The 24,274-nt window shown below is 71.0% G+C and carries 20 protein-coding genes; 9 read left to right on the forward strand and 11 right to left on the reverse strand.

The genetic code is table 11. The annotated features are described in order from the left end of the window. The first annotated feature begins 35 nt into the window (after window positions 1-35). The 4 genes from AB0C28_RS37585 to AB0C28_RS37600 all read left to right on the forward strand — a co-directional run bounded on the left by AB0C28_RS37585 (window position 36) and on the right by AB0C28_RS37600 (window position 4,079). The gene (locus AB0C28_RS37585) at window positions 36-812 is read left to right on the forward strand and encodes a Clp protease N-terminal domain-containing protein (protein ID WP_358080281.1); all 777 of its coding nucleotides are present in this window, start codon (window positions 36-38) and stop codon (window positions 810-812) included. Window positions 813-880: 68 nt separating this feature from the next. Beyond that, window positions 881-1,786 carry a LysR family transcriptional regulator gene (locus tag AB0C28_RS37590; RefSeq protein WP_358080282.1) on the forward strand — a complete coding sequence of 302 codons (906 nt, stop codon included), beginning with the start codon at window positions 881-883 and terminating at the stop codon, window positions 1,784-1,786. A gap of 55 nt (window positions 1,787-1,841) precedes the next feature. Further along, the gene (locus AB0C28_RS37595) at window positions 1,842-2,891 is read left to right on the forward strand and encodes a tartrate dehydrogenase (RefSeq protein ID WP_358080283.1); all 1,050 of its coding nucleotides are present in this window, start codon (window positions 1,842-1,844) and stop codon (window positions 2,889-2,891) included. A gap of 69 nt (window positions 2,892-2,960) precedes the next feature. Further along, the gene (locus AB0C28_RS37600; protein ID WP_358080284.1) at window positions 2,961-4,079 is read left to right on the forward strand and encodes a serine hydrolase domain-containing protein; all 1,119 of its coding nucleotides are present in this window, start codon (window positions 2,961-2,963) and stop codon (window positions 4,077-4,079) included. Window positions 4,080-4,125: 46 nt separating this feature from the next. Here AB0C28_RS37600 and AB0C28_RS37605 read toward each other — a convergent pair whose 3' ends face one another. The 4 genes from AB0C28_RS37605 to AB0C28_RS37620 all read right to left on the reverse strand — a co-directional run bounded on the left by AB0C28_RS37605 (window position 4,126) and on the right by AB0C28_RS37620 (window position 9,017). Then, window positions 4,126-4,791 (reverse strand): hypothetical protein, encoded by a 666-nt coding sequence (locus AB0C28_RS37605; RefSeq protein WP_358080285.1) that lies wholly within the window; start codon window positions 4,789-4,791, stop codon window positions 4,126-4,128. Between the two features lie 101 nt (window positions 4,792-4,892). After that, window positions 4,893-7,130 (reverse strand): hypothetical protein, encoded by a 2,238-nt coding sequence (locus tag AB0C28_RS37610; protein WP_358080286.1) that lies wholly within the window; start codon window positions 7,128-7,130, stop codon window positions 4,893-4,895. A gap of 175 nt (window positions 7,131-7,305) precedes the next feature. Beyond that, the gene (locus AB0C28_RS37615; protein ID WP_357852974.1) at window positions 7,306-7,914 is read right to left on the reverse strand and encodes a restriction endonuclease; all 609 of its coding nucleotides are present in this window, start codon (window positions 7,912-7,914) and stop codon (window positions 7,306-7,308) included. Window positions 7,915-8,177: 263 nt separating this feature from the next. Continuing rightward, window positions 8,178-9,017, reverse strand: a complete 840-nt coding sequence (locus tag AB0C28_RS37620; RefSeq protein WP_357852971.1) for an MBL fold metallo-hydrolase — start codon at window positions 9,015-9,017, stop codon at window positions 8,178-8,180. Between the two features lie 180 nt (window positions 9,018-9,197). On the opposite strand from AB0C28_RS37620, the gene AB0C28_RS37625 reads away from it, so the two are divergent. Beyond that, the gene (locus AB0C28_RS37625) at window positions 9,198-9,605 is read left to right on the forward strand and encodes a helix-turn-helix domain-containing protein (protein ID WP_357852968.1); all 408 of its coding nucleotides are present in this window, start codon (window positions 9,198-9,200) and stop codon (window positions 9,603-9,605) included. Window positions 9,606-9,824: 219 nt separating this feature from the next. On the opposite strand, the gene AB0C28_RS37630 is transcribed toward AB0C28_RS37625, so the two are convergent. From AB0C28_RS37630 to ligA, 4 genes are all read right to left on the reverse strand, one after another. Further along, complete coding sequence (locus AB0C28_RS37630) at window positions 9,825-10,781, reverse strand: NmrA/HSCARG family protein (protein WP_358080287.1); 957 nt, start codon at window positions 10,779-10,781, stop codon at window positions 9,825-9,827. A 25-nt stretch (window positions 10,782-10,806) separates the two neighbouring features. Then, window positions 10,807-11,751, reverse strand: a complete 945-nt coding sequence (locus AB0C28_RS37635; RefSeq protein ID WP_358080288.1) for an NADP-dependent oxidoreductase — start codon at window positions 11,749-11,751, stop codon at window positions 10,807-10,809. Between the two features lie 169 nt (window positions 11,752-11,920). Continuing rightward, window positions 11,921-12,775 (reverse strand): helix-turn-helix transcriptional regulator, encoded by an 855-nt coding sequence (locus AB0C28_RS37640; protein WP_357852960.1) that lies wholly within the window; start codon window positions 12,773-12,775, stop codon window positions 11,921-11,923. A 298-nt stretch (window positions 12,776-13,073) separates the two neighbouring features. Further along, window positions 13,074-15,161: an NAD-dependent DNA ligase LigA gene (ligA, locus tag AB0C28_RS37645; RefSeq protein WP_357852957.1), complete on the reverse strand. Its 2,088-nt coding sequence runs from the start codon at window positions 15,159-15,161 to the stop codon at window positions 13,074-13,076. A 205-nt stretch (window positions 15,162-15,366) separates the two neighbouring features. On the opposite strand from ligA, the gene AB0C28_RS37650 reads away from it, so the two are divergent. Together AB0C28_RS37650 and AB0C28_RS37655 are read left to right on the forward strand one after the other, a co-directional pair. Beyond that, entirely contained in the window at window positions 15,367-16,677 is a 1,311-nt protein-coding gene (locus AB0C28_RS37650; RefSeq protein WP_358080289.1) for an NAD(P)/FAD-dependent oxidoreductase, read from the forward strand. Window positions 16,678-16,773: 96 nt separating this feature from the next. Further along, window positions 16,774-17,532: an MBL fold metallo-hydrolase gene (locus tag AB0C28_RS37655; protein ID WP_358080290.1), complete on the forward strand. Its 759-nt coding sequence runs from the start codon at window positions 16,774-16,776 to the stop codon at window positions 17,530-17,532. A 155-nt stretch (window positions 17,533-17,687) separates the two neighbouring features. Here the strand turns inward: AB0C28_RS37655 and AB0C28_RS37660 are convergent, their stop codons facing one another. After that, window positions 17,688-18,302, reverse strand: coding sequence for a TetR/AcrR family transcriptional regulator (locus AB0C28_RS37660; RefSeq protein ID WP_358080291.1), 615 nt, complete (start codon window positions 18,300-18,302; stop codon window positions 17,688-17,690). A 22-nt stretch (window positions 18,303-18,324) separates the two neighbouring features. Here AB0C28_RS37660 and AB0C28_RS37665 point away from each other — a divergent pair, with 22 nt between their 5' ends. Next, window positions 18,325-19,242 (forward strand): NAD-dependent epimerase/dehydratase family protein, encoded by a 918-nt coding sequence (locus AB0C28_RS37665; protein ID WP_358080292.1) that lies wholly within the window; start codon window positions 18,325-18,327, stop codon window positions 19,240-19,242. A 195-nt stretch (window positions 19,243-19,437) separates the two neighbouring features. Here AB0C28_RS37665 and AB0C28_RS37670 read toward each other — a convergent pair whose 3' ends face one another. Then, window positions 19,438-20,898, reverse strand: a complete 1,461-nt coding sequence (locus AB0C28_RS37670; protein ID WP_358080293.1) for an ankyrin repeat domain-containing protein — start codon at window positions 20,896-20,898, stop codon at window positions 19,438-19,440. 147 nt (window positions 20,899-21,045) lie between these two features. After that, entirely contained in the window at window positions 21,046-22,662 is a 1,617-nt protein-coding gene (locus AB0C28_RS37675) for an SMI1/KNR4 family protein (RefSeq protein ID WP_358080294.1), read from the reverse strand. Window positions 22,663-22,849: 187 nt separating this feature from the next. On the opposite strand from AB0C28_RS37675, the gene AB0C28_RS37680 reads away from it, so the two are divergent. Further along, the gene (locus AB0C28_RS37680) at window positions 22,850-24,229 is read left to right on the forward strand and encodes an FAD-dependent oxidoreductase (protein WP_357852937.1); all 1,380 of its coding nucleotides are present in this window, start codon (window positions 22,850-22,852) and stop codon (window positions 24,227-24,229) included. Window positions 24,230-24,274: the final 45 nt, after the last annotated feature.

The following is a 24,274-nucleotide window of genomic DNA, read 5'->3' on the forward strand; positions in this document are numbered from 1 at the left end:
AATGTCAAGGCAAGCCTTGACGGCATAATGGTACGGTGCCCGAGCTACCCGACCTCACCGCCCTGCTGTCGATCGTCGAAGAGCGCGACCCCGACGCCGACCCCCTCACCCGCCTCACCGTGGCCGAAGGGGTGCTGTCCGATCTGCAGGGCATCGGTGACCGGCTGCTCGGCTACCTGGTCGAGCTGGCCAGGGCCGAAGGCTGCTCGTGGTCCGACATCGGCGACCATCTCGGCATCAGCCGTCAGGCCGCCCAGCAGCGTTACGGTCGCCGCTGGTCCAGCCTCACCGTCGCCGACCTGGCGCAGTCGGGGGCGTTCGACCGCTACACGGCCCGTGCCAAGCAGACGCTCGAACGCGCCGAGGCCCACGCCCGCCGCCTGCGGCAGTCCGCCGTCGGCGCGGATCACCTGCTGCTCGCCATCCTGGACGATGCCGACACTCTGGCCGTACGCGCCATCGCAGCCCAGGGCGTGGATCCGTCCGTGATGCGCGCCGACCTCGCCCGCAGCCTGACTGCCGGTTCGGAGGCGTCGGCGACGAGCCCCGCCGGGCCCGGGGCTTCGGAGACGAGCCCCACCGGGGCGTCGGCGGCGGTTCCCATCGGGTCCGAGGCCCGGCGCGTCCTGACGGCGACGCTGGCCGAGACGGCCGAGTTGCGGCACAACTACGTCGGCACCGAGCACATGCTCCTGGGCCTGCTGCGCGACCGGTCCAGCACGTTCCTGCGCGATCACGGGATCGACCTGGAGCCGACGCGGGCGGCCGTTCGCGCGGCCCTGGAGGCGTTCCTACGCTCACGGGAGTCGTGACCGTCACGGCGGCGGCTGCGGATCCGGGTGTGAGTGCGCCAGGCTAGGGTCATCGATAGGTCCGGCCTATGGGAGCGGAGCAGCGTGTGGACGTCCGGCAGCTCGAATACTTCCTCGCCGTCGTCGATCACGGAGGGTTCAGCAAGGGCGCGCGGGCGCTGTTCATGGCGCAGCCCTCGCTCTCGCAGGCGATCAAGGCGCTGGAGAAGGACCTGGGCAGCCAGCTCTTCCACCGCGTCGGCCGCCGCGTGGTGCTCACCGACGCGGGGCGGGCGCTGATCGAGCCGGCCAGGCAGGTCGTGCGCAGCATGGAGGTGGCCAGGGCGAGTGTGGCCGCCGTCCAGGGGATGGTGCGCGGCAGCGTCGCGATCGCCGCGATGCCGTCGCCGGCCGTGGAGCCGCTGAGCAGCATGATCGACGACTTCCGTCGCCTGCACCCGGACGTGCGGGTCGTCGTCAGGGACGCGCCGGTGCCGCAGGCGGTGATCGAGTCGGTACGTACGGGCGTGACGGAATTGGGTCTGCTGTCGGCCTGGGAGCTGCCCACGGTCTCCGACGTGCGCCTGCACCCCGTGGAGGAGCAGCGCTTCGTGCTCGTCGCCGCGCCCGGCGGCCCCTTCGCGCCGGCCCGTACGCTGCCCCGGGAACGCCTGGCCGGTCAGCGTCTGATCGTCGGCGAGCACGGCACCGGCCTGCGCCGCCTGGTGGAGGAGATCCGCGCGTCGGGCGTGGAGGTGTCGATCGCGGTCGAGTCGGAGCACCGGGAGTCGTTCCTGCCGTTGGTGCTCAAGGGGGTGGGCGTCGGCGTGCTGGCCGAGGCGTGGCGGACGCTGGCGGAGCAGGCGGGCGCGCTGGTCTTCGACCTCGACCCGCCGGCCTCGCTGCACCTGGCCATGGTCAGCAGGCAGAGCTGGCTCACCCCGGCCGCCACCGCGTTCCTGGAGACGGCTCGCGCTTATAGGCGCGGCCTATAGATCGGATCGGTGGCTCATCTTGGACGTTTGCGTCGCCCGCCGCTTGAATCGACCCATGACGACGCATGACATCGCCGTGATCCCCGGAGACGGCATCGGGCTCGAAGTCACCCCGGCGGCCCTGGAGGTGGCGCGAGCCGCGGGCCGGCGGCACGGATTCGAGCTCCGGCTCACCGAGTTCGACTGGTCGTGCGAGCGCTACCTGCGCGAGGGCACGATGATGCCCGCCGACGGACTGGAGCGGCTGCGCGGCTTCGACGCCGTCTTCCTCGGCGCGGTCGGCTTCCCCGGCGTGCCCGATCACGTCTCTCTGTGGGGGCTGCTCATCCCGATCCGCCGTGCTTTCCAGCAGTACGTGAACCTCCGCCCGGTACGCCTGTTCGACGGCATCGAGGCCCCCGTACGCGCGACTGACATCGATTTCGTGGTCGTCAGGGAGAACACCGAGGGCGAATACAGCGAGATCGGCGGCCGGATGAACCGCGGCTTCCCCGACGAGATGGCCGTCCAGGAGGCGGTGTTCACCAGGAAGGGGGTGACGCGGGTGCTCGACTACGCCTTCGGGCTCGCCGGTCGTCGCGGCGGATACCTGACCTCCGCCACCAAGTCCAACGGCATCGTGCACACGCTCCCGTTCTGGGATGAACTGGTCAAGGAGCGCGCGGCCGAGCACCCCGGCGTGCGCTGGGACCAGGAGCACATCGACGCGCTCTGCGCAAAGCTGGTGCTGGAGCCGTCCCGCTTCGACGTGATCGTGGGCTCCAACCTGTTCGGCGACATCCTCAGTGACCTGGCGGCGGCCGTGACGGGCAGCATCGGCATCGCGCCGTCGGCCAACCTCAATCCGGAACGCGAGTTCCCGTCGATGTTCGAGCCCGTGCACGGCTCGGCTCCCGACATCGCCGGTCGCGGGGTGGCCAACCCGATCGGGGCCATCTGGTCGGCCGCCATGATGCTGGACCATCTGGGTCACGCCGAGGCGGCCGAGCAGATCGTGGCCGCCATCGCGACCGTGCTGGCCAAGGGTGACGTATGGACGCGTGACCTGGGCGGGACGGCCGGCACGGACGAGTTCACCCAGGCCGTTCTGGCGCTGCTGGTATAGCTGGCACTACCACGGATCTCCCGGCTGCGGGATCGATGACCTTCCGGGAGTTTCCGTAAGTTTGACCACATGATCCCCGTACGTACTCGCCGGTGGACCGGCGCCTCCGCCCTTGCCCTCGCCGTCCTCTACGGCCCGTCCATCGCCCCGGCGCAGGCCGACACCGCCCCCGCCCCGCTCCAGGACGTGCTGGATGACCTGGTCGGCAAGGACAAGTTCCCCGCCGTCCAGGCCTCGGTCCAGGATCGTCACGGCAAGCTGACCGATTACACGGCGGGCGACGACGTGCCGGCCGACGGGTACGTGCGCATCGGCAGCAACACCAAGACCTTCACCGCCGTGACCGTGCTGCAGCTGGTGGGGGCGGGCAAGATCAAGCTGGACGGGTCCGTCGACACGTACCTGCCCGGCCTGCTGCGTGGCAAGGGCGTCGACGGCCGCCGCATCACCGTGCGCCAGCTCCTCCAGCACACCAGCGGCCTGCCCGAGTACACCGACTTCCTGGCCAAGGGCGCCCTGCCGTACCAGCACAGCTACTTCCAGCCGCGCGACCTGCTCGACCTGGCGCTGAAGAAGAAGGCCCAGTTCGAGCCGGGCGACAAATGGGTCTACACCAACACCAACTACATCGTCGCCGGCCTGCTCATCGAGAAGGTCACCGGGCGGCCCGCGATCGAGGAGATCACCAAGCGGACCATCGACCGGATCGGCCTCGCCCACACCTACTTCCCGAACGTCGGCGACCAGACCCTGCGCAGTCCGCACGCCAAGGGCTACCACCGCGACGACCCGGCCAAGCCGCGTACGGACGTCACCATGTTCGAGCCGTCCCAGGCTTGGACCGCTGGACAGATGATCTCCACGCCCAGCGACCTCAACCGCTTCTTCTCCGCCCTGCTCGACGGCAAGCTCCTCAAGCCCGCGCAGCTCAAGCAGATGCGCACCACGGTCAAGGCGCCCGAGCTGGGCCCCGGCGGCCGATACGGCCTCGGTCTCAGCGCCGTCAAGCTGTCCTGCGGGGGCACGGCTTGGGGGCACGGGGGCGCCATTCCGGGCTACTACACGACGAACGCCGCCACCGACGACGGCCGCGCCGCCGCCATCGCCGTCACCCACCTCCCGGAGACCCAGGAGGCCCGCGACCATGTCGAATCCGCCCTCGACGCGGCCCTCTGCAGTCAGTCCTGAGCCGGTGACCTGAGCCGTGAGCCGGTGACAGCGAAGTCTCAGCGGCTCACGGTGCGCCCTGATCGAGGTTCTGTGCGATGAGCTGGGTACGCGCCTCCTCGACCTGGCGCATGATGCGGTGGGCCCCGCACGCCTCGGCGGTGGCGTACGCCTCCTCGGCCAGCGCCACCGCGTCGTCCCGCCGGCCCTGCGCGGTGGCGATGTAGATCAGTCCTACCTGGTCGGCGGCGGCACCGGCCGGCAACCCGATCTTCCGGCGCAGCCGTGCCGCCGCCTCCAGACGCTCCCGCGCGGAGTCCAGCCGGCCTGCGGCATGGTCGGCGATCCCCAGGTGCCGCAGGGCCTCCGATCGGGTGTACGGGTCGCCCGCGGCCGTGGCCAGCTCGTACGCCTGCTGAAGGAGGGGGACGGCGCGGCCGGGGTCGCTCCGTACGACCTGGTGGAAGCACCCCTCCCAGAACACGGACTCCGCCTCGCCCGTCGCGTCGCCCAGGGTCCGGTAGAGGTGGGTGGCCCGCTCGAACAGCTCCAGCTCGCGCGGATCCTCGCACCGGTCGTCGAGGAACCGCGCGTGCAGGATCCGTCCCCGGGCTACGGCGAGATCGGCTTCCACCTTGTCCAGCTCCCGCTCCGCCGCCGCCAGCTCACCGACCTCGCCGGCGAAGACAGCGCGCTCGTAGGACAGCTTGGCCCTCTCGATCGGTCCTTCCACAGCTGCTCCGCTCGCCTCGGCGACACCCCTCGTACGCGGTCCATGAGACCGTGCTCCGACGATCTCGACAAGCTTTCGGCCCCCGCAAGTCCAGGAAGCGCTCATGGCTTGCGGTGGACGATCACCTCGTCGCCGCGTCCCGGATAGGCCATGATGAGCAGTCGCTGGCTGGCCCGCTGCTGCCCCTTCTTGGACAGCCAGGCGTAGTGGACGCGGACGCGGTAGTGGCCCTTGCCGCGTGAGGCCAGGTCGGGGAGCGCGACGCCGGAGAGGTAGTCGCCGAGTATGAGTGTGCCGTCGCGGCTCTCGTACCCGGCCTCCACGACGTGATCCCAGCCCTTCGTCTCGACGGGCGGGCGGCGGTCGTAGGTCTCGGTGGTGACGCACATGCGTAACTCGGTGTTGATGAGGATGATGAGGCGGCCAGGCGCGGTGACGACAAGGTCACCCTCCTCGGCCCGCCGAGAGGGATCATCGTCGTAGTCAGCCTCCTCGTCTAACGCCTCCAGCGACAACTCCGTCCACACCGGCTTCTTCTCCCTGATGGCTCGCACCGGCTTGATCCTCGGCCGGTGGCGGGGAGCCTGGTCGCACAAGGCCTGCTCCTCGGCCTCCCATGCCGCTATCTCGGCCTCCTCCTCGGCCACCGCCGCGTCGAACTCCGCCGCGACCTTCGGGCAGATGTCCTCCAGGAGGTACTTCTGCTGGCGCAGGTTGATGCTGTGCGCCTGCTCGAAGGCCGCCGCCTCGCGGGCGTCGCCGCGGGTGTAGATGCCGCACATGCGGTGCCCGTACGCGATCAGCCGCTGGTCGGGCATGCTCGGACGGAACGGTGGGGCGTCCAGCTTCCGTACGGCGCAGACGAAGGCCCGCTCGCCGGTCGCCGCCGAGTTGTTCTCGCACTCGCTTCTCGTGGTGGCCGGGCCGGGTGTGTGGTCCGACGCGGGTACGAGGGCCAGCAACGCGACCGTGGCCAGGCTCGCCAGGGCCACCTGGTACGGCTTTCGGGGGCGTGGCCGTTCGCCGTACAGGAACAGCAGGATGAGGGCGGAGCCGGTGAAGGCGGCGCTGTGCCAGAGCGGGGAGATGCCTGGTGCGGAGTCGAGTAGCTGTTCCGGAAATATCCGGACACCATAGTCCGGCGTCGTGATCCTGCCCTTCCCGGTGACCGCCTCCACCACCCCGGCGACCGCCGCCAGCGACAACGCCGCGACGACCCCCTGACGCAGCCTCCCCCGGCCCTCGCCACCCGGCCTTCTGTGCCGGAGCACGACAGCCAGCACCAGGGCCGCTCCTCCACCGCATCCGGCGAGGGAGATCAGCAGCCAGAGTTCCTGCAGATACCACCCGGTTCTCGCGAACCACGACGCGATCGCCCCCTGGGGTCCGATCCACAGGAAGACGCCGTTCGTCCAGTTGACCGCAGCCGGCAGCAACGGCAGCCCGACCGCGACCACTTCCCACGGCCGCCACCGGAACGTGCCCATCACGCGCGGCCGTGGAGCCCTGGGCGAGCGCGCGACCTCGATCGCGGACCGGCCGAGCCACACCACGGTGAAGACGTCCAGGAGCATCCGGCTCGCCTCGTAGATGACGAAGGTCCGGCTGATCGGGTAGGCGACCAGCGGCAGGAGGAACGGCCCGGCGGCCATCACCGCGCCCGCCCACAGCGTCGTCCGCCCCCACCGGCCGTCCCTGGCCTGCGCCACCACGATCAGCGCCATCCACACCACCCACGCCAGGCTGCTGCCCGGCGGAAGGACCCCGCGCGCCTCCCCGAACAGGTCCAGCGCCATGGCGACGAGTCCCAGGATCGGCCGGTACAGCCCTACCACCAGCGCGACCAGCCGCAGCGTCCGGGAGACGGTGCTCATCACCCGGTAGAGGAGCACGACGATCGCGATGCGCGCGACGGCCTTGGGTAGGTCGTCGGGCCAAGGCAAACGGTCGGTCAGCTCGATCGCCATCAGGGCATACAGGGCCGCCCGCAGCAGCAGCTGATCGCGGCTTCGGCGGGTTTCGTCGCTCCGGCCTCCCTCGCTCCCCTCGCCGCCGCCGGGTGCTCGGGCAGCGGCGACGGGCGGCGCGTGCCTGCTCATCGTCCCGCCGCTCCGCCGCCCGGGCAGGATCTGCGCCAGCCCCCACGCCTGCGCCAACCCCACCCCGACCAGCATCACCAGCAGGTCCGCGTCGAGCTCCTCCACCGGATCGACGAACACCCGGTACACGAGCAGCACGACGAGCCGGGTGTCGCCGGACACCGCGGCCAGCACAGTCCCCGCGACGACCAGAACGGCGAAGACGGCGACGGCGATCCGAGATAAGGCGTGGCGAGGCACGGGCGGTTCCTGAGGCAGGGGAGGAGCGGGGGGAAGATCGAAACGCCCGAGATTAACGGAGCCGCCCTTGCCAAGTCGATCATCGTTCGGTCGGGATCCACATATGACGAAGGTGGTGCTCGGCTGGTCGGGTGCATGGAAGCCGTGGGGCTGCGCGGCAGGCTGCTTGCGCACGTCAGCCGGCTGGTTCCTCGCCTTCGACCAGAGGCAGGGGGCGGCGGGGGAGGAGGGTGAGGGTGCCGAGGAGCCAGTCGGCCAGGCGGTCGCGTTCGACGAGCAGCAGGGGTTGGCGGGCGTTGAGTGCTTCCTCGCGGGCCTGTCTGGTGAGGTGGCCTGAGGTGACGAGGACGCCCGTATGGCCGGCGAAGGTGTTGGCGAGGGCGCCCAGGAAGTTGCGGACTTCGGGGGCTCCGACGTTGCCGCTGTAGCGCTTGCACTGGATGGCGTACGGTTTTCCGCCGGGTGCGGTCGCCGTGATGTCGACGCCGCGGTCGCCCTTGCCTCCCCGTTGCTGGACGCGGCGGAAGCCGTCGGCGGTCATGCGTTCGGCTATCAGGTGCTCGAATTGGGGACCGGTCATGAGGTCGACCTTGGCCAATTCGGTGTTGGCTGCCAGGAATTTCATGCGACGGGATTGGATGACCCGATATCGGAGGAAAAGGGCGCCGCAGAGGGCTGCGACGGTAAGGAGGGCGATGGTCGTGGCCCAGCCCGGGTTTTCCGCGACGTATTTGACCACGGCGGTGATCGCTATGGCCATCACCCCGATGCCGAGCAGCCACAACCCTTCGTTTCCGCCGGTCTTTCGCCGGCGTCTGCGGTGCCCTGATCGCCCCGATCGGCCTGAGCGTCCCGGTCGCCTCGCCATCAATCCCTCCCTGGAGGTCGGTCTCGCTGGCGATTATGAACGATGGCACCGACAGAATCGGTGCCGAAGAGCACACGGGCGGCGGTATTTCAGTCCGGCTTTTTTGTGAGGAAATTTCGGGTATTTCGATGAGGAAGGAAATGTCGTAAAGGGTCACGCGTTGGCGTTCGGATCGATCCTCAGAACGAGGCGGGCGAGAGAAGGGCAGGGGAATCGGCCAGCAGCCGGAATCGGTCGTCCCGCTGCTGGACGCGGCCGCCGGTGGGGTGCGTGAAGTGGGTGCCCAGCAGCAGGTCATCGGTGCCGGCCAGGTCGGTGAGCAGGCGGTGGCGGGTGGTTCGCGCCTCGGCGGGATCGACGTCGCCGACGCTGCCCATGTCGGGGTAGGCCAGTTGCACGGGATGATGCAGGCTGTCGCCGCTGATCAGCGCGTTGCGGCCGGTGCCGGTCAGCTTCACCGACAGGTGGCCGGGCGTGTGGCCGCGCGTCGGTACCAGGCGGACGCCGTCGGCCACCTCAAGGCCTGAGGCGGGGATGTCGAGCAGGTCGTACAGGCCGTTGTCGCGGATGGGTCGCAGGGAGTCGCGGTGCGTCCGGGCGACTTCCTCGTCGCTTTCGGCGGCGGCGGTCCAGTAGTCCCATTCCCTGCGGTCGGTGAGGTAGCGGGCGTTCGGGAAGGTCGGTGTCCAGCGGTTGTCGACCAGGTGAGTGTTCCAGCCGACGTGGTCGACGTGCATGTGCGTGGTGATCACCAGGTCGACGGTGTCCGGGGCGAACCCGGCGGCGGTCAGCGCGTGCAGCAGCGGGGTCCGCAGGTTGTCGGCGTCGGGTATCTGCCGGGGCTTGTCGTTGCCGATGCCGGTGTCGACCAGGATGCGCTTGCCGTTCGCCTCGATCGCGAAGATGTGTACGTGCATCGCGAAGGCTGTGCCGTCGGTGAAGTCGGGTTGCAGCCAGGGGTGGCGCAAGTGCTCCGGTGTGGCATCGGGCAGCAGCCATTGACTGGTTGCCGGTGACATGTCGATCTCGTCGACTCGGCGCACAACGACGCCTCCGAGGTCCCAGCCCAGGAAGGTCGGGGATATGCGGCTTGTGAGCACTTCGAAGCCCTTCGTCTTGTTTGTCCGCCGGTTCCGCGGATCGACTCTAGGAGCATCGGTGTCTTTTTGTAAGTACGTACCTTTTTGTAAGCTGATGGCATGGCGGTGAGTGAGCAGTTCAAGGACGTTCTCCCCCAGCTTCCGGCAGAGTCTTTCGACAAGGACTGCCCGACGCGGCCGCTGATGGCCCAGGTGACCGGCCGGTGGGGCGCGTTGATCATCGCTGCGCTGGCTCCTGGGCCGATGCGCTTCTCCGGCCTTCACCGGCACATCGACGGCATCAGCCAGAAGATGCTGTCGCAGTACCTCAAGTCGGTGGTGCGGTACGGGCTGGTCGAACGCCAGGTGGAGCCGACCGTCCCGCCGCAGGTCACCTACAGCCTGACGCCACTGGGGCAGAGCCTGGCGCAGCAGCTGTGCGCGCTACTGAGCTGGTTCAGCGCCAACACCCCGGCGCTGGAGGCCGCCCAGCAACGCTACGATGCCGCCGACGCCCCGGCCCGGTGACGTGTCGGACTGCTTGCGACCGCGCCATCGGTCCCCCTGTCGCGGTCTGACCTCTTGCTACGGGCGTGGTTGAGCGGGCGATTCCGGCTCACTCTCTGGGAGAATGCCGGGATCCGGGTGGTCCGGGTGGCCGGGTCGACGTGGACAGACCGTCGAGCAACAGACACAACAGCAGGGAATCGGTCAGCGGGCCGGGGCGGCCCATCGCGTGACCGGTGGTCACCGGAGTTCCTCCGCATCGCCGAGCTCGGCCCGATGCGCGGTCAGGAAGTCGGTCAGGCTGAGCGGATCGGGGTTGAACGCGCGCGCGGCCCCGAGGTTGCGGCGGCCGAGGTAGGACTCGGGGAACTCGGCGTAGTACTGGAACATGTTTCCCAGTTCGTCCGCGCCGGGGAAACCGAAGCCGCGGAACTGCTCGTGGGTGGGCGGGCGGTAGGCCACCGGCTCGCCGAGCACCTCGCCGAGCACCGCCGTCATCTGCTCACCGGTCAGGTACTCGCCGACCACGGGAACCGTGAGGCCGATCGTCTCCGCCGGCTGTCGCAGCACCCATAGCACCACCTTGCCGATGTCGTCGGAGGCGACGCCCGCGATCGCCGTGTCGCCGAGCGGGAGGTGCACGGCGAGTGTCCCGTCCGGGTCGCGTTGCGGTCTGGCGAGGCCGAGCAGATTGTCCCAGTAGAACGACATCAACAGGTACGTGACAGGGAGGCCCGACTTGGCGAACAGGGCGTCGGCGGCCCCGCCCTTCACGTCGAAGTGCGGCACCCGATAGCCGTCACCGAGGACCGGCATGCGGTCGTCGTCGGCCACGATCACCTCCCGGGTGTCCTCGAGCGTCGACCACACGACGTGCCGCAGGCCGGCTGCCTGGGCCGCGCTGATGAGGTTCTTCACCTCGGCCAATTCCCGGGCCGGTGAACGGTGCTCCCAGTACGGCGTGACCAGGAACGCGCCGTAGGCCCCGTCGAACGCCCGGCGCAGGCTGCCCTCGTCGGTGAGGGTCGCCTCCACCACCCGGGCACCCAGCCCGGCCAGCGCCTGCGCCTTGGGTGAGGCGGCGTCGCGGGTCACCGCCCGTACGGAGAGCTCTCCGTCGGCCAGCAGCGCCCGGGCGACCGCGCCGCCCTGCGTGCCGGTCGCGCCCAGCACGGTGATCACTTTGTCGTGAGACATCGACGTTCCTCCTTGTTGGTGCGGATCAGGCGGTGGGGGCGACGATGACGGTCTTGCCGGGCAACGCACCCGCGGCGGCCTGGGCGTGCACGGCCGGCAGCTCCGCGAGGGGGATTCGCTGGGCGACCTCGACGCGCAACTCACCGGTGCTGACGCGAGCGGCCAGGTCGGCGAGTTGGTCGGCGTCGCTGCGGACGAACAGGTCGATCCCCCGCACACCGCGCTCCTCGTCGGAAGGGGCCGGCATCCAGACGGTGGTATTGACGAGGGTGCCGCCGTCACGGATCAGCGTGACCAGTGCGGCCAGCTGCTCCGGAGTGACCGGCGCGAGGTTGAGGACGAGGTCGACCGGCTCGGTCACCGCCGCGATCACATCCGTGGTGGTGTGGTCGAGCACTTCGTCGGCGCCTGCGGCTTTGACACGTTCGGCGTTGCGTGCGCCGGCCGTGGCGATCACGCGGGCACGGACCTCCTTGGCCAGCTGCACGGCGTATCCGCCGACCGCTCCGCCGGCGCCGTTGATCAGCACCCGCTGGCCGGCGGTCAGGTTGCCGTGGTCGAACAGCGCCTGCCACGCGGTCAGGCCCACTAGTGGCAACGCCGCCGAGTCGGTCAACGGGATGTTCTTGGGTGCCCCCGTCAGGATCTCCGCCGGCGCGATCACATACTCCGCGGCCGCCCCGGCCCCCGTCATCGGCAGGAAGCCGATGACCCGGTCGCCGACCGCGACGTCGTCCACGCCGTCACCGAGCGCGTCGACCGTGCCGGCGACGTCGATGCCGGGAGTGTGTGGCAGCTCGACCGGGATCGGGCCCTGCATGTAGCCCGCGCGGATGTTGCCGTCGACGCCGTTGAACGACGTCGCAGCTACGCGGATCCGGACCTGACCGGGGCCGGGGGTGGGCTGCGCGACGTCCTCGTAGCGCAGGACCTCGGGACCGCCGAACTCGTGAAAACGCACTGCCTTCATTGCTGAGCCTGCTTTCGTGAGTGCCGCCACTGTGCTTCGAACGTGAAGCAATGCCTCATTGCTTCGAGTTACGAAGGCGTCCAGCCCCGCGTCACCAGGGCCGCCCGGAGGCAGCCACTGGATCCGCGGTTGCTGGAGACGTGACTCAACTTCGCAGGATCCGGCGCGGTTAGCCTGGGCCAGGCTGGCCCACCTTGATGATGGTTGGTTCCCCGGCGTCTGCGACGATCTCAGCGAGACGCGCCGCATCGGCCGAGCCCGGCGCCGGGGTGAGCATCAGAGCCGCCAAATCGTCGCCCGGGATGGCGAGCAGGCTGCCGACGAGCGTCACGGAGCCGCCGTCCGGATGAATGAACGCGGCACTGCTCTCGTAGGCCGCCACCGGTCGCGGCGTGCGCCACAAGGTGTCGAACAGGCGGCTTCGGCTCCGCATCTCGTCCACCAGCGCGGCGAGCGACGCGTCGGCGGGGTAGCGCAACAGCGCGCTTCCCAGGCGGGCAGCGAGGATCGCCTGATGATCGGTTGCGTCAGCCGTAGGCTGCTGGAAACGACTGAACGGATCGCAGAAGCTGCGCCAGGCGATGTTCCACTCCCACGGGTCCCCGGTGAGATCCCAGTGACCCAGGGCCATGAACGCACTGTTCACGGCGACCAGATTCATCGCCGCATCGGAGACGAACATCGGAGTGTCGGTGAACCGCTCCAGCAGCCGCATCGCACCCGGACCGACTTCGTTCGGCACCTGCCCATCCGCGGCGGCGTACCCGGCCAGCGCGCAGAGCCGCTCGTACTCCGCGCGCCCGATCCGCAACGCACGGGCGATGGCGTTCACCACCCCGGCCGACGGATGGCTGCGCCCCTGCTCCAACCGGCGTACGTAATCCGCAGACATCCCCGCGAGCTCGCCGAGCTCCTCCCGCCGCAACCCTTGCACTCGCCGGCGGCCGACCGGTAGCCCGACAGCCGCAGGGGCCGTACTCTCCCGCAATTGGCGCACCGCGGTGCCGAACTCGTGACGTTCCACGGCCCAAAGTGTGCCTGGACAGTCCAGACAGCGCTAGTGGGCGGCCTTGCGTGCAGTGCCACGACCAGCGGACCGGTGTTGCCGGCGGCTCCTGAAATTGGCGCACGCTCATCGGCTGGATCCGGAAGCGCAGCGACCGAGGATCGTCACTATCGGCGCTACGCGGTGTCAGCGTAGTCCAAGGGAGAGTCCGCCCACCTTCAGCACCCGCGAGCACATCAGCCGTCGGTCACCACTGATCCATTGAGAATCGCCAGGCTGCCTGAGACGCTCTTCTCCGCATAGCGCAATGCCGGGATTACGCGCTGACGTTGTCGGTCGACAGGAAGGCGTTCACCTGCTGCGCGAACTCCTCCGGGGTGACGATGCGCACCCCCAGGCTCTCCGCCTTCGTTCGCTTGGAGCCGGCCTTCTCGCCGGCCACCAGCAACGACGTCTTGGCCGAGACGCTGGAGCTGGCCTTGCCGCCGGCTCGCTCGATCAGCTCGTTGACCTCGTTGCGGGAGAGCTGGGCCAGGGGGCCGGTCATGGTGCCGGTGACGACCACTGACATCGAGACCAGGGGGAGGTCGGCCGACGGTTCCTTGGGCTCGGCCGAGGGTGGGGTGGCGCCGGGTTCGGTCATGTTGACGCCGGCGCGGATCAGCTTGTCGATGAGGGGGGCGAGCTCGATCAGCTCGTCCACCACGACCGGGGCCTTTTCCGGGCCCATGCCCTCCACCTGCTGGATCGCCTCGGTGTCGGCGGCCCGGATGGCGTCCATGGTGGCGAAGTGGCGGGCGACGCGGCGGCTCATCGAGCGGCCCGTGCCGCGCACCCCGAGTGCCGCGAACACCCTGCTGAGCGGGCGCGACTTCGCCTGCTCGATGGCCGCGATCAGGTTGTCGCTGCTGGTCTCGCCCATGCGTTCCAGCCCGAGCAGCTGCTCCTTGGTGAGGAAGAACAGGTCGGCGAAGTCGGCGATCAGGCCGGTGTCGAGCATCTGCTGGATGCGGTTCTCGGCCAGGCCCTCGATGTCGAGGGTGTCGCGCCCGACCGCGTACGTGATGGACGCGATCGCCCGGCAGCCGCGCCCGCGCACGCACCGCCACCGCTCCTGGGAGGTGTCGATGGCGTCGCCGCAGGACGGGCAGACCTGCGGGATCGCGATCGGCTGCTCGTCGCCCGTGCGCAGGTGGACCACCGGCGCCTCGACCCGCGGGATCACGTCGCCGGCCTTGTAGACGGTCACGCTGTCGCCGAGCATCAGGCCGCGCCTGGCGATGTCGGCGACGTTGTGGAGGGTGGCGTAGGTGACGGTGCTGCCGTCGAGCTCGACCGGCTCCAGCACCGCGCGTGGCGCGATGATGCCGGTGCGGCCGGTGTTCCACTCCACGCGGAGCAGCTTGGTGATCTTCTCGGTGGCGGGCAGCTTGTAGGCGATGGCCCAGCGGGGCGCGCGGGAGCTGAACCCGGCCTCGGCCTGGTCGGCGGCCAGGTCACACTTGATCACGATGCCGTCGATGCCGAACGGCAGCTGGGCCCGCAGGCCGGCGATCTCCCCGACGCGTTCCTGCACCCGTTCCAGCGTTTCGGCCGTGATGCCCGCCACCGGCGTGGCGGCGGTCGTCTGCACGCCCTGCGTGGCCACCCACTCCATGATCTGGCTGTGCGGCAGCTCGCGCAGGCGCGTGGCCAGCTCGGAGTCGTCGCCGGGGGACGGCACCACGCCGTAGCCGAAGAACGTCAGCTCGCACACGTAGGGCCGGTCCTGGGCGCGCAGCGTGCCGGCGGCGGCGCTGCGCGGATTGGCGAACGTCGTGCCGTCGTGTGCCTGCCGCTTGGCGCACGCCGCCTCGAACTGCGACGCGGTCATCATCACCTCGCCGCGCAGCTCCACCGTGACCGCCTCGGCCAGCCGGTCGGGGAGGCCGATGATGGTGCCGATGGCGTGGGAGACGTCCTCGCCGGCGGTGCCGTCACCGCGCGTGACCAGCTGGGCCAGGCGGCCGTTGCGGTAGCGGGCCGAGATCGCCAGGCCGTCGAGCTTGGGCTCCACGCTCCACGCCGTGACGGGTCTGCCGAGCCGGCGCTCCAGCCCCGCCGCCCAGTCGGCGAGCTGCTCGGCGCCGAACACGTTGTCCAGGCTCAGCATGGGGACGGTGTGCGGCACGTCGCCCACCACGGCCCCGCCGGCCACCTTGCCGGTCGGTGACGACGGCAGCACCGACTCGGGGTGCTCGTCCTCGTACGCCTGGATGCCGCGGACCAGCCGGTCGTAGGCGTCGTCGTCGAGGGTCGAGGTGCCGTCCGCGTAGTAGGCGGCGGCCGAGTCCACGGCCAGCTGGACGGCCTCGGCGTAGGCCGTGTCGTCGGCCAGGATGGTGATGGGGGGTGTCTCGGTCATGGGTCCATGATGTCGCTCGGCACCGACAATCTGGCCCCCCAGATTCGCCGGTACGCGACGACGGTTCGCAGCCGGTCGATCTCCTGTGAGAGAACGGTTGCTCTCCGGTCGCCGGTCGCCGCCCGTCGCCTGCTGCCGCCGTCTGTCCGGCTCGTAGCTCCTCGGGTGTAGGTCTGAGCTGGGCGGACGCGGGTAGGGCGCAGGCATGGACAGGGATCGGGGAAAACGCGCGCCCGTCATCGTCGTCGGCGCGGGCATGGCGGGACTGGCCTGCGCCGTACGGCTGCACGAGGCCGGTGTGCCGGTACGCGTGCTGGAGGCGTCCGACGGCGTCGGCGGCCGGGTGCGTACGGACATCGTGGACGGGTTCCGGCTCGACCGGGGTTACCAGGTGTTCAACACCGCCTACCCCGAGGCCCGCCGCGTCCTCGACATCGACGCGCTCGACGTGCGGCCGTTCGCCTCGGGGATGATCGTGCAGGGGAGCACGGCCCGGGCCAGGGTGATGCTGCCGTGGCGGCATCCCCGGCACGCGCTGAGCGGGCCGCTGTCCGGCGTCGGCACGTTGCGTGACATCGCCGTGCTCGGCGCGGTCACGGCACGCGACCTCGCCGCGCCGGCCTCCCGGCTGCGCGGCGGGCGCGAACGGCGTACCGACGAGGAGCTGCGCGCGTGGGGCATGTCGGAGAAGATGATCGACTGCCTGATGCGGCCCTTCCTCGCCGGCGTGCTGCTCGAACGTGACCTGGAGACCTCCAGCCGGGTCTTCCACCTGTTCTGGCGGTCGTTCGCGCGCGGCACCATCGGCCTGCCCGCGCTCGGCATGGGACAGATCCCGCGCCAGCTCGCCGACCGCCTGCCGCCGGGCACCATCACCTTGGGCGCCCGCGTGAGCGAGGTCACGGCCGACGGTGTCCGGCTCGCGGGCGACGCCGCGCATGACGGCGTACGGCACGCGGACGGTTCCGTGATCCATGGCCGGGCCGTGGTCGTGGCGACCGACCCCAAGGTGGCGGGTGAGCTGCTGAGGGAGATCGAGGCGCCGCCGATGCGGGCGGTGACCACCTTCTACCACGCCGCCCCGCGCTCACCCCTGGGCGAGCCGATCCAGATCATCGACGCGACCGGCGCCATCACCGACACCCTGGTCCTCACCGACGCGGCCCCCGAGTACTCCTCCGACGGGCGGGCGCTGGTGTCCACGTCCGTGCTGGGGCTGATCACCGACGAGGAGCCGGTCCGGCGGCGGCTGGGCGAGATCTACGGCGACACCTCCGGCTGGGAGCACGTGGCCACGTACCCGGTCGCGGCGGCGCTGCCCGCGATGCCGCCGCCGTACCCGCTGCGCAGGCCCGTGCGGCTGCGCAGCGGGATGTACGTGTGCGGCGACCACCGCGACACCGGTTCGCTCCAGGGCGCCCTGGTCTCCGGCCGCCGCGCCGCCGACGCCGTGCTCGCCGACCTCAGATCGCGCCGCGCGGCCGACCGCGCGGCCCCTGATCGGGCCGTTCGCTAGGAATCGGCAGATCCACGGCACGGCTTGCCTCACGGAAGCGAAGGGGCGCACGTCCGAGCCGTCCAGGACTGCCTGAGGAACTGGCATCCTGTACGGATGCGCCAAGTGACCGTCCTCGGCAGTTGTGGTGCGTTTCCCGAGCCGGGCCGTGCCTGCAGCGGGTTCGCGGTGGACTGGGACGGTTACCGGCTGCTGCTCGACCTGGGTTACGCCACGCTGCCGCGGTTGCTCGCGCACTGGCCGGACGGCGCGGTGGACGCTGTCGTTATTACTCACGAGCATCCCGACCACTGCATTGACCTGCACGGGTTGTTCCGGATGCGGTTCTACGGCGACCCCGGTGGCCCACGGCTGCCGTTGTACTGCCCGCCGGGCGTGCTCGACCGGATCAGCGGCCTGGAGCCCGATGTGGACCTCCACGCGGTCTTCGACGTGCATCCGCTGCCTGGCAGTCACCGGGTGGGGCCATTCGCCCTGACCGGATTGTCGCTGCCGCACTATGTGCCCAACGCCGGTATCCGCGTCGAGGCCGACGGTGTCGCTCTGGCCTACACCGGCGACACCGGTCCGGCTCCCGCGCTCGCCGAACTCGGGCGCGACGCCGACCTGTTCATCGTCGAGGCCACCGACCGCGACGGCGAGGCCGGTCGCCCCATCCGCAATCTGCTGGCCTCCACGGAGGCCGGTCACTGGGCCCGCCGCGCGTGCGCACGCCGGTTGATGCTCACCCACTTCTGGCCGGGCAACGACCGGGCCGCCTCCGTGGCCGCCGCCCGGGAGGAGTTCGGCGGTGAGGTGCTGGCGGCCGAGGAAGGACTCTCTGTCCGGCTCGGGGAGAACCGATCAGTGAGTTGATGATGCCTTCACCGGCCAGGGCGTGCTCGAAGTCGCGGCCGTAGTACTGCATGTCGGCGATCAGGTCCTGGCCGCGGTGGCGGGCCGGCAGGTCGGGGTCGGTGGCGAGCATGCCGAGCAGGTTTGACACTGTCGCACGCCTGGAGCGGGCGAGGTCAGGACGGGTGAGGCCGCACCCGTAGTGTGACGGCCGCGTGCTCGGCCCAGGCCGCCAGGAACCGCTCAGGGCCGAGGTCGCCGGGCGTGTGGCCGATCATGAGGCGGAGCAGCGGATAGTACGTGAGGGAGGCCAGCAGTACGGCCGCGGTGGCCTCCGGATCGGCGCATTCGACGTTGCCCAGCTCCCGCTGCTCCTCGATCCACCGGGCGCCCTGGGCGTACACGCCGGCCATCACCCCCTGCCACATGCCCTCGAACAGCTCGCCGAACCCGTCGAACTCCCGCAGCATGATCCGGATCAGCTCCCGATCCCGCTCGATCACCTCCCACACGGCCCGCGCCATCCGCTCCAGGTCGGCCCGCGGATCGCCGGTCGCGACGGCCGTCTCGCCGCCCCGCTCGACGATCAGCTCCAGGTTGCGCCGCACCGCGGCCTCCAGCAGCGCCTGCTTGGAGGGGAAGTGCTTGTAGAGCGCGCCCGAGCCGGTCGTCAGCCCGCAGGCGGCCTGGATGTCGGCGACCGAGGTGGCGGCGTAGCCGCGCGTGCAGATCAACCTGACGGCCTCGTCGATGAGGCGCTGCCGGGTGACGCCCGGTGTGGATCTCGCCATGGTAAGAGAGTACTCTCTCACTATGCGAGTCTTCATCGCGGGCGGCACTGGCGCGCTCGGCCGCCACGCCGTCCCGGCGCTGGTCGCGGCCGGCCACGAGGTCACCGCGCTGGCCCGCACCCCAGACAAGGCCGCCACGCTCGAACGGCAGGGTGCCCGGCCCGTACGGGTGTCGCTGTTCGACCGGGCGGGCCTGGCGGAGGCGTTCGAGGGGCACGACGCCGTGATCAACCTGGCCACCGCCATCCCCTCGATGAGCCGCTTCATGAGCACCAAGGCCCTGCGCGCCAACCACCGGGTACGCGCGGAGGGCTCCGCCGCCGTCGCGGCCGCCGCCCTCGACGCCGGGGCCGCCCGCTTCGTGCAGGAGTCGGTCAGCATGCTCTACCGCGACGGCGGCGACCGCTGGCTCGATGAGGACGCCCCCGTCGACCACTACCCCCTCACCAGGGGAAATTTCGCCGCCGAAGCCAGCGCCCACCACTTTGCCGAGACCGGCGGGGGAGCGGCCGTCGTGCTGCGCCTCGGCTGGTTCTACGGGCCGGGCGCCTCGCACAGCGAGCAACTGTTCGCCCAGGCCCGCCACCACGTCGCCGTCGTCCTCGGCCGTCTCGGCGGCTACGTCTCCTCCATCCACCTGGCCGACGCCGCTACCGCCGTGGTGGCCGCGCTGGCGGCGCCCGGCGGCACGTACAACGTCGTGGACGACGAGCCGCTGACCAAGCGGGCGTACGCGGACGCACTCGCCCGCGCCGCCGGTGCCGCCCCGTGGGTGCGCGGGCCCGGACGGCTGGCCTACGCGTTCGGCGACCGGCTCACCTCACTCACCCGCTCGCTACGCGTCCGCAACGCCCGCTTCCGTACGGCCACCGGTTGGGCGCCGCGCTACCCGAGCGCCCGCGAGGGCTGGCTCGCCGCAGCCCACACCCTCCTGCCCTGACCGCCCCCGGCCGGTGCCCTTCGGAGCCTGCGCGCGCGTTCTGGATCGGGGTGCTTCCGGCTCTGGCCCGCGCACGTTCTTGAGGAAGATGATCCCGTCGGTCTTGCCCAGTTCGCCGGGGTCGAGCGGGAAGTAGCCGTGGTTGTCTGTGGTGTCCGTCCGCCGGACCGGCTCCGCCTCCGGACCGCGGTTCCCTCAGGGCGTTTCGTCGGATGGCGAGGTCGTCTCGCGCAGGTAGGCGGCCACGCGTTCCTTGCCGCCGTACTCCGCCCAGCCGAGCGGGGTGGCGTCGTACCGGCTGTCCTTGATCGTGACGTCGGCGCCCAGTTCGATCAGGGTTCTGGCCGTTTCCACGTCGTCGTTCCATGCGGCCGCGTGCAGCGGGGTGCCCTCGTGCGGGTGGTCGACGTCGAAGCCGAGGCCGGCCAGCAGCCGTACGGCGGCCGGTTTGCGCTGCTCGGCGGCGCGGTTGATCAGCTCGGGATGCCGGGCGAGCGCCCGCGCCCGCACGTCCGGGCCGAGCGCGGCCACCGCGCCGGCGTCGGCGCGCATGCAGGCGGCGGTGAACGCGTCCATCTCCTCCAGGACGGCGGAGGCGCCCGCCGCGGCGAGGAGTTCCGCCACCTCCGTGTGCCCGTTCAGCAGCGCCAGCTCGTACGGAGTCCGGCCCCCGAACACCGGATGCCCGCCGATCCCGCCCACCTCGACCCCGTGCGCGAGCAGCAGCCGGACCCGCCGCGGCCCCCCGCGCAGCGCCGCCGTGACCAGTTCCTCCCGCAGCAGCAGGCGCGGCGACTGCAGGACAGGCCCCAGCCGGGCGTACCACGGCCCGTCCCCGCCCCGGCCCAGCCCGAACTCCAGCAGCAGCCGCAGGTGCGTGGTGTCGTCGGTGAAGGAGCCGCCGAGGCCCAGGTTGTAGAGGGTCTGGCTGTCGTTGGGGTCGGCGCCGGCTTCCAGCAGCAGCCTGGCCAGGGCGAGCGCTTCGGGGTGCGGCGGCTGGTCCTGCTCTCCGCCGCCGAACGCGCCGGTCAGTGCGGTGAAGGGGGAGACCAGACCGTCCCAGAGGAAGCCGGCATTCGGGTCCGCGCCGTGGCTGAGGAGGACGCGGGCCGCCTCCACATACCCGGAAACCCCGGTCAGACGGGCGTAGGTCAGGTACAGCAACGGCTCCCAGCCGAACGGCCCGCCCTGCGCCCGCGCCAGTCCCGGATCCCCGTCCAGCGTCGCGGCCAGGGCGTCGGCCGAGCCGGTGGCGGCCATGGTGAAGACGTTCGCGGTGGCGAGCTCCGGCTGCCGGGCCAGCAGCTGCGCCGCCTCACCGGTACGCCCGGGATGGTCGGCCCCGTACGTGAGGCAGGCCAGTCGCAGGAACTCCTCCGGCGGCTCCGCTCGCACAGGGACGCGGTGCGGCGAACGGGTGTAACGCTCGACGGTGCCGAGGTGCTCCTTCAGCCGGGGCCAGCTCGCGAACCCGTACATCCGGGCCGTGACGAGCTGCGCGTCCGCCAGTTTGAACGTGCGCGGCGGCCGGGGATGGAACTCGGCGACCAGCCCGCGCGCCTCGGGGACGCCGGCCTCCACCTGGCGCAGGAGCGTCTTGGCCTGCTTGCGGAGCCGTTCGAGGCTGGGGTTGTCGGGCAGCCGATGGACGGGCACGATGGCCTCCTTTCCGTCTGGCCTGCCGTCCGCATGCTCAGGCCGGAAAAGAGGTCGGGCCGGGTCTTACCGAAGGACATCAGGTGGGCTTGGCCCTTCCCGCGGACCGGGGGCGCCCTGAAGCACCGCCCACCAGCATACGCCCGGTCAAAACGCGCGCCGGCGCCTCCGGGAGAGTCTGCCCTTGATGAGTCGTACGTCCGTCGAGTCGCCCGCCAGATCGGCCACCCACCCGGCCACCGTCCGCAACGACGGCTCGACGGCCTGCTCGCCCGACCACCACCAGCCCCTCTCCCGTGGCGGCTCGGCGGCCAGCCCCGCCGCCGCCAGGCCCGGCGGGTGCCCGGACCGCTCCCACAGCTCCTCCCACTGGCCGCGCCGCAGACGCAGGTAGAGCAGATCCTTCAGCTCGGAGAGCACGCTGAGGTCGCGGATCGAGGTGGCCTCGGACAGGTCGAGCGCGTACAGGCGCGGACACGACAGCAGCGGCGACAGGTCCACGGGACGGACGGTGCGCAGCGTCAGGAAGCGCAGCGTGGCGTGCTCGGCCAGCGGCGCCAGGTCGATCCGGTCCATGGCCAGGTCGAGCAGCTCCACGGGGGTGTCCTGGAGCGGCGCGAGGTCGGCGCCCGGGCAGTTCTCGACGTTCACCTGCCACAACATCGGCGCGCCGCGCACGGGGGCGAAGTCGGCCCAGGGGGCGTTGCGGATGGAGAGTTTCTGCACATGTTGGTGCAGGCCCCGCATGGAGGCGGCGTCGGTGCCGGCGATCGTGAGTTCGTCTGGTCTGTCGGGCTCGTGCTCGTCCTGGCCGTCGATGTCGATCCGGATCCGCCGGCCCTGCCCCACCTCGTACGAGCCCGCCCGCAACGCGTTGACGTGCCGGCGCAGCAGGCCGGTCACCGAGTCGGCGACGTAGACGGGGCCGTCGTCGTGGTGCCTGCCCATGCGGATGACCTGGCCGGGACGCCCGCCGGGGCCCGGGGCCAGGTCCACGGCCAGGTAGTCGCCGTGGGGGTCGGTGGCGAACGGGATCCAGTGCGGATGGTCCGAGGCGCGGCGGACCGCCAGCGGGGGGCCGCCGGTGCTGGTGACCAGCGGCCGGCGCAGGTGGTGCCGCCAGGCGCGGCTCGCCGCCCACGTGCGGTTCTCCGGGCGGCTGATCTTCTCCAGGTGTTCCAGGCCGAACCAGTGGTGGCCGGCCAGCAGCCCCTCGCCGCCGTCGCCGTCCACGTGGGCGTAGAGGGCCTGGAGGTCCTCGGGGAGCGGGACCTGCAGCCGCGCCTCCAGCCACCGGCGATGGTGCTCGGGCAGCGCGGGTGGGGGCGCGTAGGTGTCCTTGCCGCGCAGCGCGCGGTCGCGTCCGCGCAGGTACGCGCCGAGCAGGGCGACGGCCTCCTGCGGGTTGCCCGCCGGGGTGGCCATCGACGGGCCCGGCTGGTACGTGCCGGGGTCGGGCGGCAGGACGCCGGGGCGCAGTACGTACAGGAAGCCGCGGTCGTCCTCGCGCACCAGCGACTCGCTGACCACCGCCTCGAACCGGCCCCTGGCCTCGACGGTCAGCTCGATCGAGAGATGGTCGCCGCTCGCTCCGTAGTGGGTGTGGACGGCGCACAACTGCGGATGCAGGTCGATGCCGTCGCCGTCTCCCGCCGGGTCGAACCGGAAGCCGTGGTGGCCGGACCCGCCGTCGCCGGTGGCGTATCCCCGCACCTCGGCACGCCGCCAACCCGCAGGTGCCGCATCGGTGATCTTCTCAGCCATGGCACGGAGAACATCGTCAATCACTCGGCACACCTCATCATCGGACAATGAGCCTTTCTAACACGCTCCGGGGCGGTCCCGAGCCGGTTGCCGGAGGCCCGTCGCCGCCGGGGGAGAAACGGCAGCTGACAGTGCCCGGCAGCGGCTGACAGCGATCCGGCAGAGCGGCCTGACACCGTCCCTTTCCATGAACGAACCCACTACGGACGTCATCGTCGCCGGCGCCGGTCCCACCGGCCTCACCCTCGCCGTGGACCTGGCCCGCCGCGGCGTCTCCTGCCGCGTCGTCGAGCAGGCCGAGCAGCCCGCAGGAGGCTCCAAGGGCAAGGGCCTGCAGCCGCGGACGCAGGAGGTCTTCGACGACCTCGGCGTGATCGGCCGCGTTCTGGGCGTCGCGACGCCGTACCCGCCGGTGCGGGTCAGGCTGGGGCGGGTGCCCGTGTGGCAGACCCGCATGCACAGGCCCGCCAGGGCGACGGACGCGGTCCCGTACCCGACCGTGCTGATGCACCCACAGTGGCGTACGGAGGCGGTGCTGCGCGAACGCCTGGCGGAGCTGGGCGGGAAGGTGGAGTACGGCACCGCGCTGACCGGCCTGGACCAGGACGCCCACGGGGTGCGCGCCACGCTGGGCACGGGGGAGACGGTCAGAGCGCGCTACCTGGTCGCGGCGGACGGCGGCAAGAGTCCGGTACGCAAGTCGCTCGGCATCGGCTTCACCGGCGAGACCCGCGAGGAGGAACGCGCCGCCCTGGCCGACGTGCGTGTGGAGGGGCTCGGCCGGGATCACATCCACGCGTGGGCGCGGCCGGGAAAGGGCTTCGTGGCCCTCTACCCGATGGCCGGCACCGATGCCTTCCAGCTCCTCGCCCCGCTCAAACCAGGGGTGGAGCCGGAGGACACGCCGGCCTGGTACCAGCGGCTGTTCGCCGAGCGGTCGATGCTGCGCGGGGTCCGGCTGACCGAGCTGCTGTGGTCGTCCCTCTACCGGGTGAACATCCGTCTCGCCGACCGCTACCGCGCCGGGCGCGTCTTCCTGGCCGGCGACGCGGCCCACGTGCACTCGCCGGCGGGCGGCCAGGGGCTCAACACCGGGGTGCAGGACGCGTACAACCTGGGGTGGAAGCTGGCCCGGGTGCTGGCGGGGGCGCCGGAGGGGCTGCTGGACACGTACGAGGAGGAGCGGCGGCCCGTCGCCGCCGGGATGCTCGGCCTCAGCACGGACCTGCACGACAGGAAGTCAGTCAAACGCGACGAGGAGACCTACCAGCTCTCGCTCTCCTACCGGGGCGGCTCCCTGGCCGGGCACGGCGGCGACCGCGTCCCCGACGGCGGGGTCCGGCTGGCGGACGGGACGGAGGCGCGCATGTTCGACCTGCTCAGGGGCCCGCACTTCACGCTGCTGGCGGCCGAGCCGTGGAGCGGGGGCGGGCCTGAGGTGCGGGCGTACCGGGTGGCGGAGCCGTACGGAGGGGAGCGGTACACGCTGATCCGGCCTGACGGTTATGTCGGTATCTCGACTTCTTCGGCGGATGATCTCGCTGGTTATCTGGCCATGGTCGTATAACGCCGACCCCGGTGAGCTGCGGGGAAGCGGTTCTCATGAAGTTCT

The organism is Nonomuraea sp. NPDC048892, assembly GCF_040649735.1.
Classification (GTDB): Bacteria; Actinomycetota; Actinomycetes; order Streptosporangiales; family Streptosporangiaceae; genus Nonomuraea; species Nonomuraea maheshkhaliensis.

Coding starts and splice junctions, on each gene's coding strand:
- AB0C28_RS37590 (WP_358080282.1), top strand. CDS start 881: ATGGGAGCGGAGCAGCGTGTGGACGTCCGGCAGCTCGAATACTTCCTC.
- AB0C28_RS37595 (WP_358080283.1), top strand. CDS start 1,842: ATGACGACGCATGACATCGCCGTGATCCCCGGAGACGGCATCGGGCTC.
- AB0C28_RS37600 (WP_358080284.1), top strand. CDS start 2,961: ATGATCCCCGTACGTACTCGCCGGTGGACCGGCGCCTCCGCCCTTGCC.
- AB0C28_RS37620 (WP_357852971.1), bottom strand. CDS start 9,017: ATGTCACCGGCAACCAGTCAATGGCTGCTGCCCGATGCCACACCGGAG.
- AB0C28_RS37625 (WP_357852968.1), top strand. CDS start 9,198: ATGGCGGTGAGTGAGCAGTTCAAGGACGTTCTCCCCCAGCTTCCGGCA.
- AB0C28_RS37630 (WP_358080287.1), bottom strand. CDS start 10,781: ATGTCTCACGACAAAGTGATCACCGTGCTGGGCGCGACCGGCACGCAG.
- AB0C28_RS37635 (WP_358080288.1), bottom strand. CDS start 11,751: ATGAAGGCAGTGCGTTTTCACGAGTTCGGCGGTCCCGAGGTCCTGCGC.
- ligA (WP_357852957.1), bottom strand. CDS start 15,161: ATGACCGAGACACCCCCCATCACCATCCTGGCCGACGACACGGCCTAC.
- AB0C28_RS37650 (WP_358080289.1), top strand. CDS start 15,367: ATGGACAGGGATCGGGGAAAACGCGCGCCCGTCATCGTCGTCGGCGCG.
- AB0C28_RS37655 (WP_358080290.1), top strand. CDS start 16,774: ATGCGCCAAGTGACCGTCCTCGGCAGTTGTGGTGCGTTTCCCGAGCCG.
- AB0C28_RS37660 (WP_358080291.1), bottom strand. CDS start 18,302: ATGGCGAGATCCACACCGGGCGTCACCCGGCAGCGCCTCATCGACGAG.
- AB0C28_RS37665 (WP_358080292.1), top strand. CDS start 18,325: ATGCGAGTCTTCATCGCGGGCGGCACTGGCGCGCTCGGCCGCCACGCC.
- AB0C28_RS37675 (WP_358080294.1), bottom strand. CDS start 22,662: ATGGCTGAGAAGATCACCGATGCGGCACCTGCGGGTTGGCGGCGTGCC.
- AB0C28_RS37680 (WP_357852937.1), top strand. CDS start 22,850: ATGAACGAACCCACTACGGACGTCATCGTCGCCGGCGCCGGTCCCACC.